Source organism: Shewanella marinintestina (assembly GCF_023283845.1).
GTDB lineage: Bacteria > Pseudomonadota > Gammaproteobacteria > Enterobacterales > Shewanellaceae > Shewanella > Shewanella marinintestina.
Genome location: NZ_JAKILC010000006.1, coordinates 157,057 through 172,514, shown reverse-complemented (window position 1 = coordinate 172,514; position 15,458 = coordinate 157,057). Strand labels below are relative to the sequence as shown.

Annotated in this window: 12 protein-coding genes and 2 tRNA genes; 13 read left to right on the top strand and 1 reads right to left on the bottom strand. The window is 43.5% G+C overall.

Annotated elements, in window-relative coordinates:
• The 9 genes from secG to rpsO all read left to right on the top strand — a co-directional run bounded on the left by secG (nucleotide 1) and on the right by rpsO (nucleotide 7,401).
• Nucleotides 1–336 (top strand): preprotein translocase subunit SecG, encoded by a 336-nt coding sequence (secG, locus tag L2747_RS08710; RefSeq protein ID WP_248998670.1) that lies wholly within the window; start codon nucleotides 1–3, stop codon nucleotides 334–336.
• Between the two features lie 112 nt (nucleotides 337–448).
• Nucleotides 449–535: transfer RNA gene (locus tag L2747_RS08705), tRNA-Leu, on the top strand.
• Between the two features lie 103 nt (nucleotides 536–638).
• Nucleotides 639–715, top strand: a tRNA-Met gene (locus L2747_RS08700).
• A gap of 159 nt (nucleotides 716–874) precedes the next feature.
• A complete protein-coding gene (rimP, locus tag L2747_RS08695; protein WP_248998669.1) occupies nucleotides 875–1,330 on the top strand; it encodes a ribosome maturation factor RimP in 456 nt (151 codons plus the stop codon).
• A 27-nt stretch (nucleotides 1,331–1,357) separates the two neighbouring features.
• Complete coding sequence (nusA, locus tag L2747_RS08690; RefSeq protein WP_248998668.1) at nucleotides 1,358–2,857, top strand: transcription termination factor NusA; 1,500 nt, start codon at nucleotides 1,358–1,360, stop codon at nucleotides 2,855–2,857.
• Between the two features lie 27 nt (nucleotides 2,858–2,884).
• Nucleotides 2,885–5,575, top strand: coding sequence for a translation initiation factor IF-2 (gene infB / locus L2747_RS08685; protein WP_248998667.1), 2,691 nt, complete (start codon nucleotides 2,885–2,887; stop codon nucleotides 5,573–5,575).
• Between the two features lie 60 nt (nucleotides 5,576–5,635).
• Nucleotides 5,636–6,064, top strand: coding sequence for a 30S ribosome-binding factor RbfA (gene rbfA, locus L2747_RS08680; protein WP_248998666.1), 429 nt, complete (start codon nucleotides 5,636–5,638; stop codon nucleotides 6,062–6,064).
• A complete protein-coding gene (gene truB, locus L2747_RS08675; protein WP_248998665.1) occupies nucleotides 6,064–7,011 on the top strand; it encodes a tRNA pseudouridine(55) synthase TruB in 948 nt (315 codons plus the stop codon). The genes rbfA and truB overlap by 1 nt, the downstream gene beginning before the upstream one ends.
• 120 nt (nucleotides 7,012–7,131) lie before the next feature.
• Nucleotides 7,132–7,401, top strand: coding sequence for a 30S ribosomal protein S15 (gene rpsO / locus L2747_RS08670; RefSeq protein WP_220780355.1), 270 nt, complete (start codon nucleotides 7,132–7,134; stop codon nucleotides 7,399–7,401).
• 231 nt (nucleotides 7,402–7,632) lie between these two features.
• Here rpsO and L2747_RS08665 read toward each other — a convergent pair whose 3' ends face one another.
• Complete coding sequence (locus L2747_RS08665) at nucleotides 7,633–9,675, bottom strand: putative bifunctional diguanylate cyclase/phosphodiesterase (RefSeq protein WP_248998664.1); 2,043 nt, start codon at nucleotides 9,673–9,675, stop codon at nucleotides 7,633–7,635.
• Between the two features lie 201 nt (nucleotides 9,676–9,876).
• Here L2747_RS08665 and pnp point away from each other — a divergent pair, with 201 nt between their 5' ends.
• The 4 genes from pnp (at nucleotide 9,877) to L2747_RS08645 (ending at nucleotide 15,425) form a co-directional block, all read left to right on the top strand.
• A complete protein-coding gene (gene pnp / locus L2747_RS08660; protein WP_248998663.1) occupies nucleotides 9,877–11,982 on the top strand; it encodes a polyribonucleotide nucleotidyltransferase in 2,106 nt (701 codons plus the stop codon).
• A 170-nt stretch (nucleotides 11,983–12,152) separates the two neighbouring features.
• Nucleotides 12,153–13,046 carry a lipoprotein NlpI gene (gene nlpI / locus L2747_RS08655; RefSeq protein WP_248998662.1) on the top strand — a complete coding sequence of 298 codons (894 nt, stop codon included), beginning with the start codon at nucleotides 12,153–12,155 and terminating at the stop codon, nucleotides 13,044–13,046.
• A gap of 158 nt (nucleotides 13,047–13,204) precedes the next feature.
• Nucleotides 13,205–14,785, top strand: a complete 1,581-nt coding sequence (gene prfC, locus L2747_RS08650) for a peptide chain release factor 3 (RefSeq protein ID WP_248998661.1) — start codon at nucleotides 13,205–13,207, stop codon at nucleotides 14,783–14,785.
• Nucleotides 14,786–15,218: 433 nt separating this feature from the next.
• Nucleotides 15,219–15,425: a DUF5363 family protein gene (locus tag L2747_RS08645; RefSeq protein ID WP_248998660.1), complete on the top strand. Its 207-nt coding sequence runs from the start codon at nucleotides 15,219–15,221 to the stop codon at nucleotides 15,423–15,425.
• Nucleotides 15,426–15,458 lie beyond the last annotated feature (33 nt).

The window sequence follows — 15,458 nt, the reverse complement described above, 5'->3', positions numbered from 1 at the left end:
ATGTATGAAGTTCTAATGGTTGTTTACTTGTTGGTTGCGATTGGTCTAGTTGGCTTAATCCTTATCCAGCAAGGTAAAGGTGCTGACATGGGTGCTTCTTTTGGCGCCGGTGCTTCAGGTACTCTGTTCGGTTCATCTGGTTCTGGTAACTTTTTGACACGTTCAACTGCAGTTCTAGCTGTAGCGTTTTTTGCACTAAGCCTTACAATTGGTAACTTAAGTGCAAATCACTCTAAAGCTGAAGGTGCATGGGACGAGCTAGGAAGCAATGCAGCACAAGTTGTAGAACAAGTTCAGCAAGAAGCTGAAAAGTCAGAAGATAAGATCCCTGACTAATTCATAAGGAAACTTATGAAAGGTATCAATCATAATCGATTGATACCGACTGTAAGCCTGCTACTCCCTCTCTTGTAGCAGGCAAATAAAACAGTCAGATGTAACGATTTAAGCGGATGTGGTGGAATTGGTAGACACGCCAGCTTGAGGGGCTGGTGAGCGAAAGCTCGTGGGGGTTCAAGTCCCCCCATCCGCACCAAATCTTTGATTTCGACAATGACGAAATTGAAGATAATAAAGTGCTTTAAACAGCCTTTATTATTGCAAGTGAAGAGGTTTCTCAATATACTTGCACAAGTTGTCGCGGGGTGGAGCAGTTTGGTAGCTCGTCGGGCTCATAACCCGAAGGTCGTCGGTTCAAATCCGGCCCCCGCAACCAGCTTCCCAGTAAAGAATTTATTTCTATACTGTTACAGGTTCTGGATATATCAACCTCGTCATTACGGGGTTTTTTGTTATCTGGAACTTATAAAACGGTCACTTTCTGTGACGTGTACTGGGGCTATTAGGCCCTTTTTTGTTTTTCTGGGGGTTATCCTTGGCTACATTAGAACGCAAACTGGTAGAGATGCTCAAAGCGCCAGTTGAAGCATTAGGCCATAAGCTTTGGGGTTTGGAATATATTCAAGCAGGCAAGCATTCTATCTTGCGTCTATATATAGACAACGAAAAGGGCATCTTCATTGAAGATTGCGCCGAAGCTAGCCGCCAAGTCAGTGCTGTTATGGATGTTGAAGATCCAATCTCAACGGAATACACACTAGAAGTTTCTTCTCCTGGTGTAGACAGACCTCTATTTACTGCTGAGCAGTATCAGGCTTACATCGGTGAGACTGTAAAAGTACAACTAACGATGCCTGTTGCAGGCAGTCGTAATTTAAAAGGCACCGTTACTGGCGTGGATGGGCAAATGCTTAATCTGTCAGTCGATGGGAACGAACTTACTGTTGCTTTGGATAATATCCGTAAAGGCAACCTAATCGCTAAGTTTTGATGAACTCAAGGTGAACGAGGCAAGACAATGAATAAAGAGATTCTGCTAGTCGCTGAGGCGGTTTCAAATGAGAAAGGTGTACCGCGCGAAAAGATTTTTGAAGCGCTGGAAATTGCACTAGCCACAGCAACCAAGAAAAAATACGAAGGTGACATTGAAGTTCGTGTTGCTATCGATCGTAAGACTGGTGCTTATGAAACATTCCGTCGTTGGATGGTTGTTGAAGATCAAGGCGTTCCATTGGAAAACCCTTTCCGTGAAATCACCCTTGAAGCAGCAAAATTTGACGATCCAGAAGTTGAGTTAGGCGGTTTCATCGAAGATGAAATTGAATCAGTAGCATTCGACCGCATTACTACTCAAACAGCTAAGCAAGTTATCGTACAAAAAGTACGTGAAGCTGAGCGCGCACAAATCGTTGATCAGTTCCGTGATCGCGAAGGTGAGCTGATTGTTGGTGTTGTAAAGAAGAGTAACCGCGAAAGCGTCGTTGTTGATCTAGGTAACAATGCTGACGGCGTACTATTCAGAGAAGATCTCATCTCTCGTGAATCTTTCCGCCCTGGCGACCGTGTTCGTGCATTGCTTTACTCTGTACGTCCTGAAGCGCGCGGTGCTCAGCTATTCCTAACGCGTACTAAGCCAGATATGCTTATCGAGCTTTTCCGTGTTGAAGTACCGGAAATCCAAGACGAGATGATTGAAATCATGGGCGCTGCTCGTGATCCAGGTTCTCGCGCTAAGATTGCGGTTAAGTCTAATGACCGTCGTATCGATCCTATCGGTGCGTGTGTTGGTATGCGTGGTGCACGTGTACAAGCGGTTTCAAATGAACTTGGTGGTGAGCGTGTTGATATCGTGCTTTGGGACGATAACCCTGCTCAGTACGTAATTAACTGTATGGCTCCAGCTGATGTGGCTTCAATCATTGTTGATGAAGACAACCACTCAATGGATATCGCTGTAGAAGCAGATAGCCTAGCTCAAGCTATTGGCCGTAATGGTCAAAACATTCGTTTAGCAACTCAACTTTCTGGTTGGGAACTAAACGTAATGACAGTTGATGACATGAAAGCTAAGCATCAAGCTGAAAGCGCTAAAGTTGTTAACCTATTCATCCAAGCATTAGATGTTGATGAAGAGTTTGCTCAACTACTTTCTGACGAAGGTTTCACTTCTCTAGAAGAGATTGCTTACGTTCCAGAATCAGAGCTATTAGAAATTGATGGATTCGACGAAGATATCGTTGAGTCATTAAGAGAGCGTGCAAAAGCTGCGATCTCTACTCGTGCTCTTGCGACTGAGGAAGCACTAGATGGTGCTGAACCAAGTGAAGATCTTCTTGCGTTAGAAGGTTTGGATAGACACTTGGCATTCGTAATGGCAAGCAAAGGCGTTATTACGCTTGAAGATTTGGCCGAACAAGGCATTGATGATTTGATCGAAATTGAAGAATTAACAGAAGAAAAAGCAGGCGAGCTAATTATGGCTGCCCGTAATATCTGTTGGTTTGGCGAAGAAGCATAAGTCGATCAGCAGAGGGGAGTTTTATATATGGCGGATACTACAGTAGACAAGCTAGCCAAGGAAGTTGGGAAAAGCGCTGATCGTTTAGTCGAACAGTTTTCTCAGGCTGGTATCAAGAAGTCGGCAAGTGATACGGTTTCTGAATCTGAAAAACAGCAGTTGCTTGATTTCCTTAAGAAGCAACACGGTGGCGATGCAGCCCCACAGAAAATGACATTACAACGCAAATCAGTTTCAACACTCAGTGTTGCTGGTAGTGGCGGACAGTCAAAAGACGTGAAAGTCGAAGTACGTAAAAAGCGTACGTTCGTTAAGCGTGATGAAGCGGCTGAAGCGGAATTAGCAGCGGCTAAAGCAGAAGAAGCTAAAGCGGCAGCAGAAGCTGAAGCTAAAGCAAAAGCTGAAGTAGAAGCAAAGGCAAAAGCCGATGCTGAAGCGAAAGCAAAAGCTAAGGCAGAAGCCGAAGCTAAGGCGAAAGCAAAAGTGCAAACAGAAAAACCAGCAGTAGAAAGTGCTGAAGACAAAGCTGCTAAAGCAGAAGAAGCTAAATTGGTTGCAGCTCAAGAAGCGGCAGCAAAAGCAAAAGCAGACGAAGAAGCGGCTGCAACAGCAGAAGTGGCTCGTCGTCTAGCAGAAGAAAACGAAAAGCGTTGGGCTGAAGAAGAAAAAGCACGTAAAGAAGCTGAGAAATCAGTTGATCACCACGTGACTACCTCTACTGAAGCGCGTGCAGCTGAAGATACTGCAGATGCTAACGCAGAAAAGCGCGGTCGTCGTCCACGTAAGCCTTCAGCTAACGCTGGCAACAATGCTAACGCTAATGCGGGTGCAGGTAAGCCTGGCGGCAAAGGTAAGCGCGCTAAAGACAACCGTCGTGACAACCGTAACTCACGTAACACACGTAACAACCGTAGTGTAGCACCTGAGTCAATGGATCACGCATTCACCAAGCCTGCTGCAGTGGTTAAAGCTGACGTAAGCATCGGTGAAACGGTATCAGTTTCTGAGTTGGCTTCTAAGATGTCAATCAAGGCGACTGAAATCATCAAGCAGATGATGAAGATGGGCTCTATGGTTACTATTAACCAAGTCCTAGACCAAGAAACTGCGCAGCTAGTTGCTGAAGAAATGGGCCACAAAGTAGTGCTTACTCGTGAAAACGAACTAGAGCACCAAGTACTTGCTGACCGTAACGGTGACGTTAAAGTTGAACCTCGTGCGCCAGTTGTTACCATTATGGGTCACGTTGACCATGGTAAAACATCGCTTCTTGATTACATTCGTCGTGCTAAAGTTGCATCAGGTGAGGCGGGTGGTATTACTCAGCACATCGGTGCATACCACGTTGAAACTGATAACGGTATGATCACTTTCTTAGATACTCCTGGTCACGCGGCGTTTACCGCTATGCGTGCTCGTGGTGCTAAGGCAACTGACATCGTAATTCTTGTAGTTGCAGCAGACGATGGTGTAATGCCACAAACAATCGAAGCTATCCAACACGCTAAAGCGGGTGGTGTACCTCTGATTGTTGCTGTCAACAAGATTGATAAGCCTGAAGCTGATCCAGATCGCGTTAAGTCTGAGCTTTCTCAGCACGGCGTAATGTCTGAAGACTGGGGCGGAAACAACATGTTTGTTCACGTTTCAGCTAAAGCAGGTACAGGTATCGACGAACTACTAGAAGGTATTCTTCTAGAAGCTGAAGTACTTGAGCTTAAAGCGGTTCGTGAAGGTATGGCTGCGGGTGTTGTTGTTGAGTCTAAGCTTGATAAAGGCCGTGGTCCAGTTGCAACCGTGCTTGTACAAGAAGGTACACTTAAGCAAGGCGATATCGTTCTATGTGGTCTAGAGTACGGTAAAGTCCGTGCAATGAAAGACGAGAACGGTAAGTCTATCACTGAAGCGGGTCCATCAATTCCAGTAGAGATCTTAGGTCTTTCTGGTGTGCCATCAGCGGGTGATGAAGCGACTGTTGTACGCGATGAGCGTAAAGCACGTGAAGTTGCACTTTACCGTCAAGGTAAGTTCCGTGATGTTAAACTTGCACGTCAGCAGAAGTCTAAGCTTGAAAACATGTTCGCCAATATGGTTGAAGGTGAAGTTCAAGAGCTTAACTTGGTACTTAAAGCAGACGTTCAAGGTTCACTTGAAGCGATTGCTGACTCACTTGAGAAGCTATCAACAGACGAAGTTAAAGTTAACATCATCGCTCGCGGTGTGGGTGGCTTAACTGAAACTGATGCAACTCTAGCTGCAGCGTCTAACGCTATCATGGTTGGCTTTAACGTTCGTGCTGATGCACAGGCGCGTAAAGTTGTTGATAGTGAAAGTGTTGATCTACGTTACTACAGCATCATTTATCAATTGATTGATGAAGTTCGTGACGCAATGAGCGGCATGCTAGCACCTGAGTTCAAGCAAGAGATTATTGGTCTTGCTGAAGTTCGTGACGTATTTAAGTCGCCTAAGATTGGTGCAATCGCTGGTTGTATGGTTACCGAAGGTACCATCAAGCGTAGCGCTCCAATCCGCGTTCTACGTGACAACGTTGTTATCTATGAAGGTGAGCTTGAATCTCTTCGCCGCTTTAAAGATGACGTTAACGATGTTCGTAACGGCATGGAATGTGGTATCGGTGTGAAGAACTATAATGACGTCAGAGTTGGCGATCAGATTGAAGTCTTCGAAACGGTAGAAATTGCACGTACCTTGTAATTTATCGAGTTAGTTATAAGGGCGGCGTTAGCCGCCCTTAATATTTATGGCAAATATATTATGGCAAAAGAATTTAGTCGTACACGCCGTATCGCACAGCAGCTACAGCAAGAGCTAGCCGTTGTTCTTCAGCGTGACATGAAAGACCCACGTATCGGTTTTGTCACTGTTAATGACGTTGATGTGTCTCGCGACCTTAGCTACGCAAAAGTTTATGTCACCTTCTTTGAAGAAGACATCAAACTTGTCGAGCAGAAAGTTGAAGCGTTAGACGCTGCAGCGGGTTACATTCGTTCATTAGTTGCAGGCCGCATGAAGCTGCGTGTGATGCCTGAATTACGTTTTATCTACGATAGTTCACTTGTTGAAGGTATGCGTATGTCTAATCTAGTTAGCCGCGTTATCAGCAACGATGAAGCTAAGCAGAAGCAACACGGTATTGAACCTGATGCTACTCAAGATGATTCTAAGGATGAGGGCGATAAGTAATGGCACGTCGTTCTCGCGGCCGTTTTATCGACGGTATTGTACTGTTAGATAAAGACACCGGCATGAGCTCTAACTTTGCGCTACAAAGAGTTAAACGCTTTTTTAATGCAAATAAAGCAGGTCATACTGGCGCTCTGGATCCGCTAGCAACGGGTATGTTACCTATCTGCTTAGGTGAAGCGACTAAGTTTTCCCAACACTTGCTTGACGCTGATAAGCGTTATTTAGTGACGGCAAAACTGGGTCAACGCACCGACACCAGTGATTCAGATGGTGAAATTGTTCAAACGAGAGAAATTAACTTCACTCAAGAGCAATTAGAAACAGCTTTAGAGCACTTTCGTGGTGAAACCATGCAGGTGCCTTCAATGTTTTCGGCGCTTAAATATCAAGGTCAACCTTTATATAAATATGCGCGTGAAGGCATTGAAGTACCACGTGAGGCGCGTCCTATCAATGTATTTGAACTTAACTTTATCAGCTTAGAAGGCGATGAGTTAACGTTAGATATCCATTGTTCAAAGGGCACTTACATCCGAACTATCACCGATGATTTAGGTGAGATGCTAGGCTGTGGCGCACACGTGATTATGTTGCGCCGTACTCAGGTTGCAGGCTATCCATACGATAAGATGGTGTCACTGAAGCAACTTGAAGAGTTAGTGGCTAAAGCTGAAGAAGAGTCTTTGACTTTGTCTGATGTATTAGACCCACTGCTATTACCTATGGATACTGCAGTTAGTGGCTTTAAAGAGGTGAACGTCTCTGATGAATTAGCCACTTATTTAATGAACGGTAACCCAGTTCAAGTTTCGAATTTGCCTGTCGATGAGCTAGTGCGGATCACTATTGGTGATGAGCGCAAGTTTGTTGGTATTGGCCAAATGAATGACGATGGTCAGCTTGCACCTAAGCGACTCATCGTTTTAAGAGAGCCGCAAGCCTAATCGCAGATTTAATCTGATATTAGTATTGCTACCTATTATGTAAATAGGTAGAATGGCGCGCCCCTTTGGCTGAGTTAGTGATCGGCTAAAGAATTTTAATGTAATATTTTGGAGATAGAAATGTCACTAAGTGTTGAAGCTAAAGCTCAAATCCTAGCTGAATTCGGTCGTTGTGAAAACGACACTGGTTCTACTGAAGTTCAAGTTGCTCTGTTAACTGCACAGATCAACCACCTACAAGGTCACTTCAAAGAGCACATCCACGATCACCATTCACGTCGTGGTCTACTACGTATGGTTAGCTCTCGTCGTAAGCTTCTTGCTTACCTTAAGCGTACTGAAGTTGTACGTTACCAAGAGCTAATCAAGAAGTTAGGTCTACGTCGTTAATTTTAACGTCTGATCTATTAAAAGGAGGCTATGTCTCCTTTTTTTGTATCTGAAATTTAGCTATCAGGGGGCATATTAGCTGCTTGTGGTTGTATAAAAGGATTACCAAAAAAGAGGGGGGAAAAGTTACCGTGTGCTTAGAAGCCAAATATAGATGCTAAAATTGGTAGTCATAAGCTCAACAGGTATGAATACATCTGATGTAAGGGCTGAGGCTTGTGATAGAGGATGCTAACTAATTGTTTTAATGGCGCTAGGTTTAACTACAATATATTTTTGTTCGAAATCACCTGCCGATAAAGGTTCACTAAAATAAAACCCTTGTCCTATCTGGCAACCTCTGTCTTGCAACCAAGCGAGCTGTTGTTCGTTTTCAATTCCCTCGGCCACAATATTAAGCTTAAGCTGCTTTCCTAGCATTAAGATAGTTGATGCAATTGCACTATCATCCGGTAAATCTGACACAAAACAGCGATCAATCTTCATGGTGGTGATGGGCAAACGGCGTAAATAAGATAACGACGAGTAGCCTGTACCAAAATCGTCAACTGCAATTCCAAACCCCGCTACTTTTAGTTGTTGAAGCTTGGTGATAGCCGATTCAATATCGTTCATTAATGAGGTTTCTGTTATCTCTATTTCGAGCAACTCTGGAGCAATCTGATAGCGAAGAGATGCTTGTTTAATATCTGGCACTAAACTGGCGTTTTGGAATTGTTGAGTCGCAACATTCATCGCAATAGGAATCGAAACTTGAAATCGATTTTGCCAATCACGGATGGTTTTACAGGTTTGTTCTATGACCCAGCGACCAATCGGGACAATAATTCCTGTGTCTTCCGCGACAGGTATAAAAGAGATTGGGCTAATCAATCTACCGTCTTTTTGCCAGCGAATAAGCGCTTCACAACCAATTAGTTCGCCGGTTTTTATATCGAGCTTTGGCTGGAAGTACAATAAGAATTCATCATTGTTTAGTGCGTCATGTAAAGATGCTTCAGTTTTTAATCTTACCGCTGCACGTTCGGTCATTTGCGGCTTAAAGTAGGCCCACTGATTTGAACCAGCCGCTTTGGCGCTATACATTGCAATATCAGCATGGCGAATAAGATCGTCTGCTCGTAAACCATCATCAGGATAAATTGCTATTCCCACTGATGCTGCGGGGTGAACGGTATGTTCATTGAGAAGCATTGGATTATTGAGTTGTTTTAGTAACTTGTCGACAAAGTCTGCGGCCTGGGCTGGGGATTCTAAACCATCAGCCAGTATCACAAACTCATCGCCACCGAGTCTGGCAACCGTACCTATATTGGCCGAGATTAACTCTAGGGTGCGGGCGACCCTAATTAAAAACTGATCACCAACTTCATGACCTAATGAGTCATTTACGGTCTTGAAACGGTCTAAATCGATAAATAACAGAACAAATTGACACTGCTGTTGTTTAGCTCGCGAAATGGTTACTGCAATAGTTTCAAGCAGCAAGGTGCGATTGGGTAAGCCTGTTAATGGGTCTCGCGTTGCCATTTTACGGAGTTTGGTTTGGGTCTTATCAAATTGAACTAAAATTTGGTTTAATTTTGAGGCAACAAGGCCAAGTTCATCGTCTTGATGTGAACTTGGTATAGGTAAGAGGTTCGCTGCTGGAGACTCCGGGTCAATATTATCGATTGAATTGCTTATTCGAGCGATGGGTTGAGTTAAAAAGCGATGGAAAACGATGGAAAGCACCAGCGTCAGTAGAAATGCTCTCGCTAAGGTAGCCCACAAGCTTAACCTCAGTGTTAAAAATAAAGAGTTGGTGAGCTCTTGTGTATCATAAGCAACGATTAATGTTCCGATTAGCTCTTCATTGCCATTACTATCAACATAGTATGGTCGATATATATTGCGTGATATTTGCTTTAAATCGCCAAATAACTCTGCGCTTATGTCTTGAAAGATTTGTGGACTTGTAGTCATGGCTCCATTGTTGACAGAAACAAAAGGGCTTTGGTCGTCTAATTCTAAAATTGCGGATCTAACATGTTGGACTTTTATGAGCCCTTGCACGGTTTGTGTGGCCAGGACATCATCGAGAGCCCAAACAGCGTTTGTAGCGGGTTGCTCTACCGAATCTAAAAGTTCATGTTGATTGGTGGTCAGGGTTTTCCTGGCATCATTCACAAGCCATGATATTTCAACAATAAAGATCGCTACGGCAAAAAATAATGCTGCTGACACGACCAAAATAGTCTGCTTCCAAGTGAGAGATTTGAAACGCTCCTTCATCAATCCTTGTCCTTAATATCAATGGCTTATGCATATTGTTTTGATGGCGACAGGCGTGCAGTTATCATGCTCTTAGGCTGATTGAACCACTTTAGAGAAAAGATTGCTCTTTGTCATCAATCATTCTCTTTAACTATTGAATAAACTTGCAGTATACTTACGCGCGTAATTAAGGTAATTAAATATTAAGGAATGGTTCACGTGAATCCAATCGTAAAGAGTTTTGAATATGGTCAGCACACAGTCACATTAGAGACTGGGGTTATTGCACGTCAAGCAGATGCAGCTGTTTTGGCAAGTATGGGTGATACAACAGTTTTAGTGACTGTTGTTGGCAAGAAGTTTGAAGAGCCAGGCCGTGACTTTTTCCCGCTAACCGTTAATTACCAGGAAAAAACATACGCAGCTGGTAAAATCCCTGGTGGATTCTTCAAGCGCGAAGGTCGTCCATCTGAAGGTGAAACCCTTACTGCACGTCTAATCGACCGTCCAATCCGTCCATTATTCCCGAACGGTTTTAAGAACGAAGTTCAAGTCATCATCACTGTTGTTTCTGTTGATCCAGAAATCAGCCCAGAAGTTATCTCTATGATCGGTACTTCTGCTGCACTTTCTATCTCTGGTATTCCATTTAATGGTCCACTAGGTTCAGCGCGTGTTGGTTACGTAAACGGCGAATACATTCTTAACCCAACGGTTTCTCAACTAGTTGATAGCCAATTAGAGCTTTCAGTTGCTGGTACAGAAAGCGCCGTACTAATGGTTGAATCTGAAGCAAGCGCATTGCCTGAAGAAGTTATGCTAGGCGCAGTTGTTTATGGTCATGACCAACAGCAAGTTGTTATTCAAGCGATTAAAGAACTTCAAGCTGAAGTTAACAAGCCTGTGTGGGATTGGTCTGCACCAGTACAAGACGAAACTCTTGTTGCTAAGATTAAAGACTTGGCTGAAGCGGGTCTTACTGAAGCTTACCAAATCGAAGTTAAGCAAGACCGTTACGCTCAAGTTGGCGTTGTAAAGTCTGCTGCTAAAGAAGCACTATTGGCTGAGAACCCAGAAGCTGATTCGCGCGAAATCGACGGTCTTCTTGGTAGCTTAGAGAAGAAAGTTGTTCGTAGCCGTATCATTGCGGGTAATCCACGTATCGATGGTCGTGAACCTGATATGGTTCGTGCGCTTAACGTTATGGCTGGTGTACTTCCACGTACTCACGGTAGCTCTTTGTTCACTCGTGGTGAAACACAGGCGCTAGTAACTTGTACTCTTGGTACTGAGCGTGATGCACAGAAGATTGATAGCATCATGGGCGAGTCTACAAACCGCTTTATGCTTCACTACAACTTCCCTCCATACTCTGTTGGTGAAACAGGCATGGTTGGTTCTCCTAAGCGTCGTGAAATTGGTCACGGTAAGCTAGCATGGCGTGGTATCAACGCTGTTATGCCTACAGCTGAAGAATTCCCATACAGCGTACGTATCGTGTCAGAAATCACTGAATCTAACGGTTCAAGCTCTATGGCTTCTGTATGTGGTACTTCTCTTGCTCTTATGGATGCAGGTGTACCAATCAAGACTTCAGTTGCAGGTATCGCAATGGGCCTAGTTAAAGAAGGCGACGATTTCGTTGTTCTTTCTGACATTCTAGGCGATGAAGATCACTTAGGTGACATGGACTTTAAAGTAGCCGGTACTCGTGACGGTATTACTGCACTGCAGATGGATATCAAGATTGAAGGTATCACTAAAGAGATCATGCAGATTGCTCTACAGCAAGCATACGGTGCACGTGTTCATATCCTAAATGTTATGGACCAAGCAATCTCTGGACACCGTGAAGATATCTCTGATCACGCTCCACGTATCACGACTATCAAGATCAACCCTGAGAAGATCCGTGACGTTATTGGTAAAGGTGGTGCAACTATTCGTGCACTTACTGAAGAAACCGGTACTACGATTGAGCTTGATGACGACGGTACAGTTAAGATTGCTTCTTCAAATGGCGATGCAACTAAAGAAGCTATCCGTCGTATTGAAGAGATCACTGCAGAAGTTGAAGTGGGTACTGTATACAACGGTAAAGTTGTTCGTATCGTTGACTTCGGTGCATTCGTAACAATTCTTCCTGGTAAAGATGGTCTAGTACACATTTCTCAAATCGCTGAAGAGCGCGTTGCGAACGTGTCTGACTACCTAGAAGTGGGTCAAGAAGTTAAAGTTAAAGTGATGGAAGTTGACCGCCAAGGCCGTGTACGTCTTTCTATGAAAGAAGCTGCACCTAAAGCTGAAGCGCCAGCTGCTGAATAAGCACTAGCACTTTGAATCTAAAGGAGGCCATGAGCCTCCTTTTTTTGGCTTTAATATATTGCTCTGATTAATTAATCGGCAATAATAAGATTATTTTCAAATCCTTGATAGCAGTCATGAATAGGGGTTGCTATGATTGAGGCTATTGGCGAACTCAAAAGGTTAAATGGATGAATCAAATGATGCGAACAGCCGTAATCCTCGCAATGGCAAGTATGAGTATGCTGCTGACAGGATGTGTATCCACTCAGTCTGAAAATGATCAGCAAGCGGCAATTAAAGTTGCGCCAGTCTCTCCTGACTATAAGTTAGAAATTACTCTAGCAAAGTTAAATGAAATCCTTGCTTCTGTGGAGTTAACACCAGAACAACGTGCACGTTTTCATTATGACCGTGGCGTGATTTATGACCGTGTTGGCCTGCGCATCTTAAGCCGAATAGATTTCCATCAGGCGTTGAAACTACAGCCTAATCTTGCAGATGCATACAACTTCCTTGGGATTTACTACACTCAGGAAAGTGAGTTTGAAAGTGCTTATGAAGCATTCGATGCTGTGATAGAGCTTTCTCCTGATTACGACTATGCCTTTTTAAATCGCGGTATTTCTCTTTATTATGGCGAACGTATGGAGCTTGCCGTTTCGGATATGAGTGATTTTTATGCTCGTGATCCGTCCGATGGCTACCGCGTGCTATGGCTATATTTAGCTGAGCGAGAAATTGACGAAGTGGCTGCAAAGAGTCAGCTTGCACAGCACAGAGCTCAATTGCAAGATAATGCTTGGGCAACAGCACTAGTCGACTACTACCTTGGAACAAAAACCAAGCAACAGATTTTTAGTTTGGCGCAAGAGGGATTAAAGCATCCTCAAGAGTATGCGGAGCGCCTTTGTGAAGCTTATTTTTATATGGCCAAGATTGCGCAAAAACGTGGTGAACATGCACAAGCTGCAAATTACTTCCGCTTAGCCCTAGCGACCAATATTTATGACTTTGTAGAACATCGCTACGCTAGATTAGAGCTCGCTAGAACCAATGAGCTGCTAAAAACTGCTGTTAATTAATAGCGAACTTAAAAAAAAGCCCCTTCAGAGGAGCTTTTTTATTGCTTGTTATTTACAAATAGCAGAGATGCTAATTTTACCCGCCTAGTTTGGTAGCCAAAATATAGGTGAACGGCTATAATTGCGGCCTTTGTAAACTCCCAGAATTACAGGTAAACATGTCAGGCTATAAAGTTGAGGTCGACAAACGTCGCACTTTCGCCATCATCTCTCACCCAGATGCGGGTAAAACCACCATTACTGAAAAAGTGCTTTTGTTCGGAAACGCGTTACAAAAAGCGGGTACCGTAAAAGGCAAAAAATCAGGTCAGCATGCTAAATCTGACTGGATGGAGATGGAAAAAGATCGCGGGATCTCAATTACGACATCTGTAATGCAGTTTCCATATAACGATGCTTTGGTTAACTTACTCGATACACCTGGTCACGAAGACTTCTCTGAAGATACCTATCGTACACTTACGGCGGTTGACTCTTGTTTGATGGTTATTGACTCTGCTAAAGGTGTAGAGCAACGCACTATTAAGCTAATGGAAGTGACACGTTTACGTGATACGCCAATTGTTACCTTCATGAACAAACTTGACCGTGATATTCGTGATCCAATCGAGTTGATGGATGAAGTTGAAGAAGTACTTAACATTGCGTGTGCTCCTATTACTTGGCCTATTGGTGCAGGTAAAGAGTTTAAAGGGGTTTACCACTTACTGCGTGATGAAGTGATTCTTTATCAAAACGGTATGGGCCACACCATTCAAGACTCCCGTATCATCAAAGGGCTAGATAACCCAGAGCTTGATGAAGCGATTGGTAGCTACGCTGCTGATATTCGAGATGAGATGGAACTGGTTGTTGGTGCATCGCACGAGTTTGACCACGAGCTATTCCTAAAGGGGGAATTAACACCTGTATATTTTGGTACGGCTTTAGGTAACTTTGGTGTTGACCATATTCTTGATGGTATCGTTGAATGGGCTCCGACGCCTCAGCCTCGTGAAACTGAAGCGCGAGATGTTCAGCCTGAAGAAGAGAAGTTCAGTGGTTTCGTATTTAAGATCCAAGCAAACATGGATCCTAAACACCGTGACCGCGTTGCCTTTATGCGTATTTGTTCTGGTCGTTACGAGCAGGGCATGAAAATGCACCATGTGCGTTTAGGTAAAGACGTTAACGTAAGTGATGCACTGACATTTATGGCCGGTGACCGTAACCGTGCTGAAGCGGCCTACCCTGGTGATATTATTGGCCTCCATAACCACGGTACGATTCGTATTGGCGATACGTTCACACAGGGCGAAAAGTTACGCTATACCGGTGTACCAAACTTTGCGCCGGAAATGTTCCGTCGTATTCGTTTAAAAGACCCATTAAAACAAAAGCAACTGCTTAAAGGTCTTGTGCAGTTATCTGAAGAAGGTGCTGTACAGGTATTTAGACCATTAGATAGCAACGATTTGATTGTTGGTGCCGTGGGGGTACTGCAGTTTGAAGTGGTTGTTGGTCGTCTAAAGACAGAATACAAAGTTGAAGCCATTTATGAAGCGATTAGTGTTGCGACTGCACGCTGGGTTTACTGTGATGATCACAAGAAACTTGATGAATTCAAACGTAAGTGCAGCATGAACTTAGCATTAGATGGTGGTGATAACTTAACGTATATTGCGCCAACTATGGTGAACTTGAACTTATCAATGGAACGTTATCCAGATATTCAGTTTGCTAAGACTCGTGAGAACTAAACATTATTAGTTTCAGTGTCAATATTTATAAAACCCCAAGCATTGTCTTGGGGTTTTGTTTTTTACAGTAAAGACTTTTTAAATTTGTTATTGCCCCAACGCTGATGGCTAGAGCGCCGCTAAGTCAGTTTAATAGCAGCAAGTAATCTTAGCACACAGAAAATCATGATATTTAATTAATGCTTGAATAAGGGTAAAGGGGTCAAAGAAAGCTAATGCCTAGCTACTAGTGATTTATATTGGCAATAATAGACAAATAATTAGCCGTATTTAGGGTTCAAAAGAGAGTTGTTTATTGAGCCTAATACGAATTGGTACTACATTGACAATAGGTTTTTAAATGACAATAAAACCAGTAAATGATGCAGTTAGTACCAAATGAACTTGTATTATTTCGGCTTATGTAATGCATCTCTGGCGCTAAGGGACTGGAATGAAACTGATAACTTATTTTTGGACTAAGTATATAAATTGGTGTGATTCAATGGGGTTAACTCCTGATAATCGTCGTTGTTGCATGGCAACTAGAGAAGAGCCTGAGTTGAAAAGGGCAATATTCAGCGGTTCTAAAACCCAAAGTGCAGTCAATCCGTTACAAGAAAAGGTCGAGACAATAACCAATGACAGCCGTGATGAATAAGGGGCTAGCAATAGCAGCTTGTCCAAATCGAAA

Excerpts from the sequence above, each read along its gene's own strand:
- secG (WP_248998670.1), top strand. The coding sequence starts at position 1 with ATGTATGAAGTTCTAATGGTTGTTTACTTGTTGGTTGCGATTGGTCTA.
- nusA (WP_248998668.1), top strand. The coding sequence starts at position 1,358 with ATGAATAAAGAGATTCTGCTAGTCGCTGAGGCGGTTTCAAATGAGAAA.
- infB (WP_248998667.1), top strand. The coding sequence starts at position 2,885 with ATGGCGGATACTACAGTAGACAAGCTAGCCAAGGAAGTTGGGAAAAGC.
- rbfA (WP_248998666.1), top strand. The coding sequence starts at position 5,636 with ATGGCAAAAGAATTTAGTCGTACACGCCGTATCGCACAGCAGCTACAG.
- truB (WP_248998665.1), top strand. The coding sequence starts at position 6,064 with ATGGCACGTCGTTCTCGCGGCCGTTTTATCGACGGTATTGTACTGTTA.
- rpsO (WP_220780355.1), top strand. The coding sequence starts at position 7,132 with ATGTCACTAAGTGTTGAAGCTAAAGCTCAAATCCTAGCTGAATTCGGT.
- L2747_RS08665 (WP_248998664.1), bottom strand. The coding sequence starts at position 9,675 with ATGAAGGAGCGTTTCAAATCTCTCACTTGGAAGCAGACTATTTTGGTC.
- nlpI (WP_248998662.1), top strand. The coding sequence starts at position 12,153 with ATGAATCAAATGATGCGAACAGCCGTAATCCTCGCAATGGCAAGTATG.
- prfC (WP_248998661.1), top strand. The coding sequence starts at position 13,205 with ATGTCAGGCTATAAAGTTGAGGTCGACAAACGTCGCACTTTCGCCATC.
- L2747_RS08645 (WP_248998660.1), top strand. The coding sequence starts at position 15,219 with ATGAAACTGATAACTTATTTTTGGACTAAGTATATAAATTGGTGTGAT.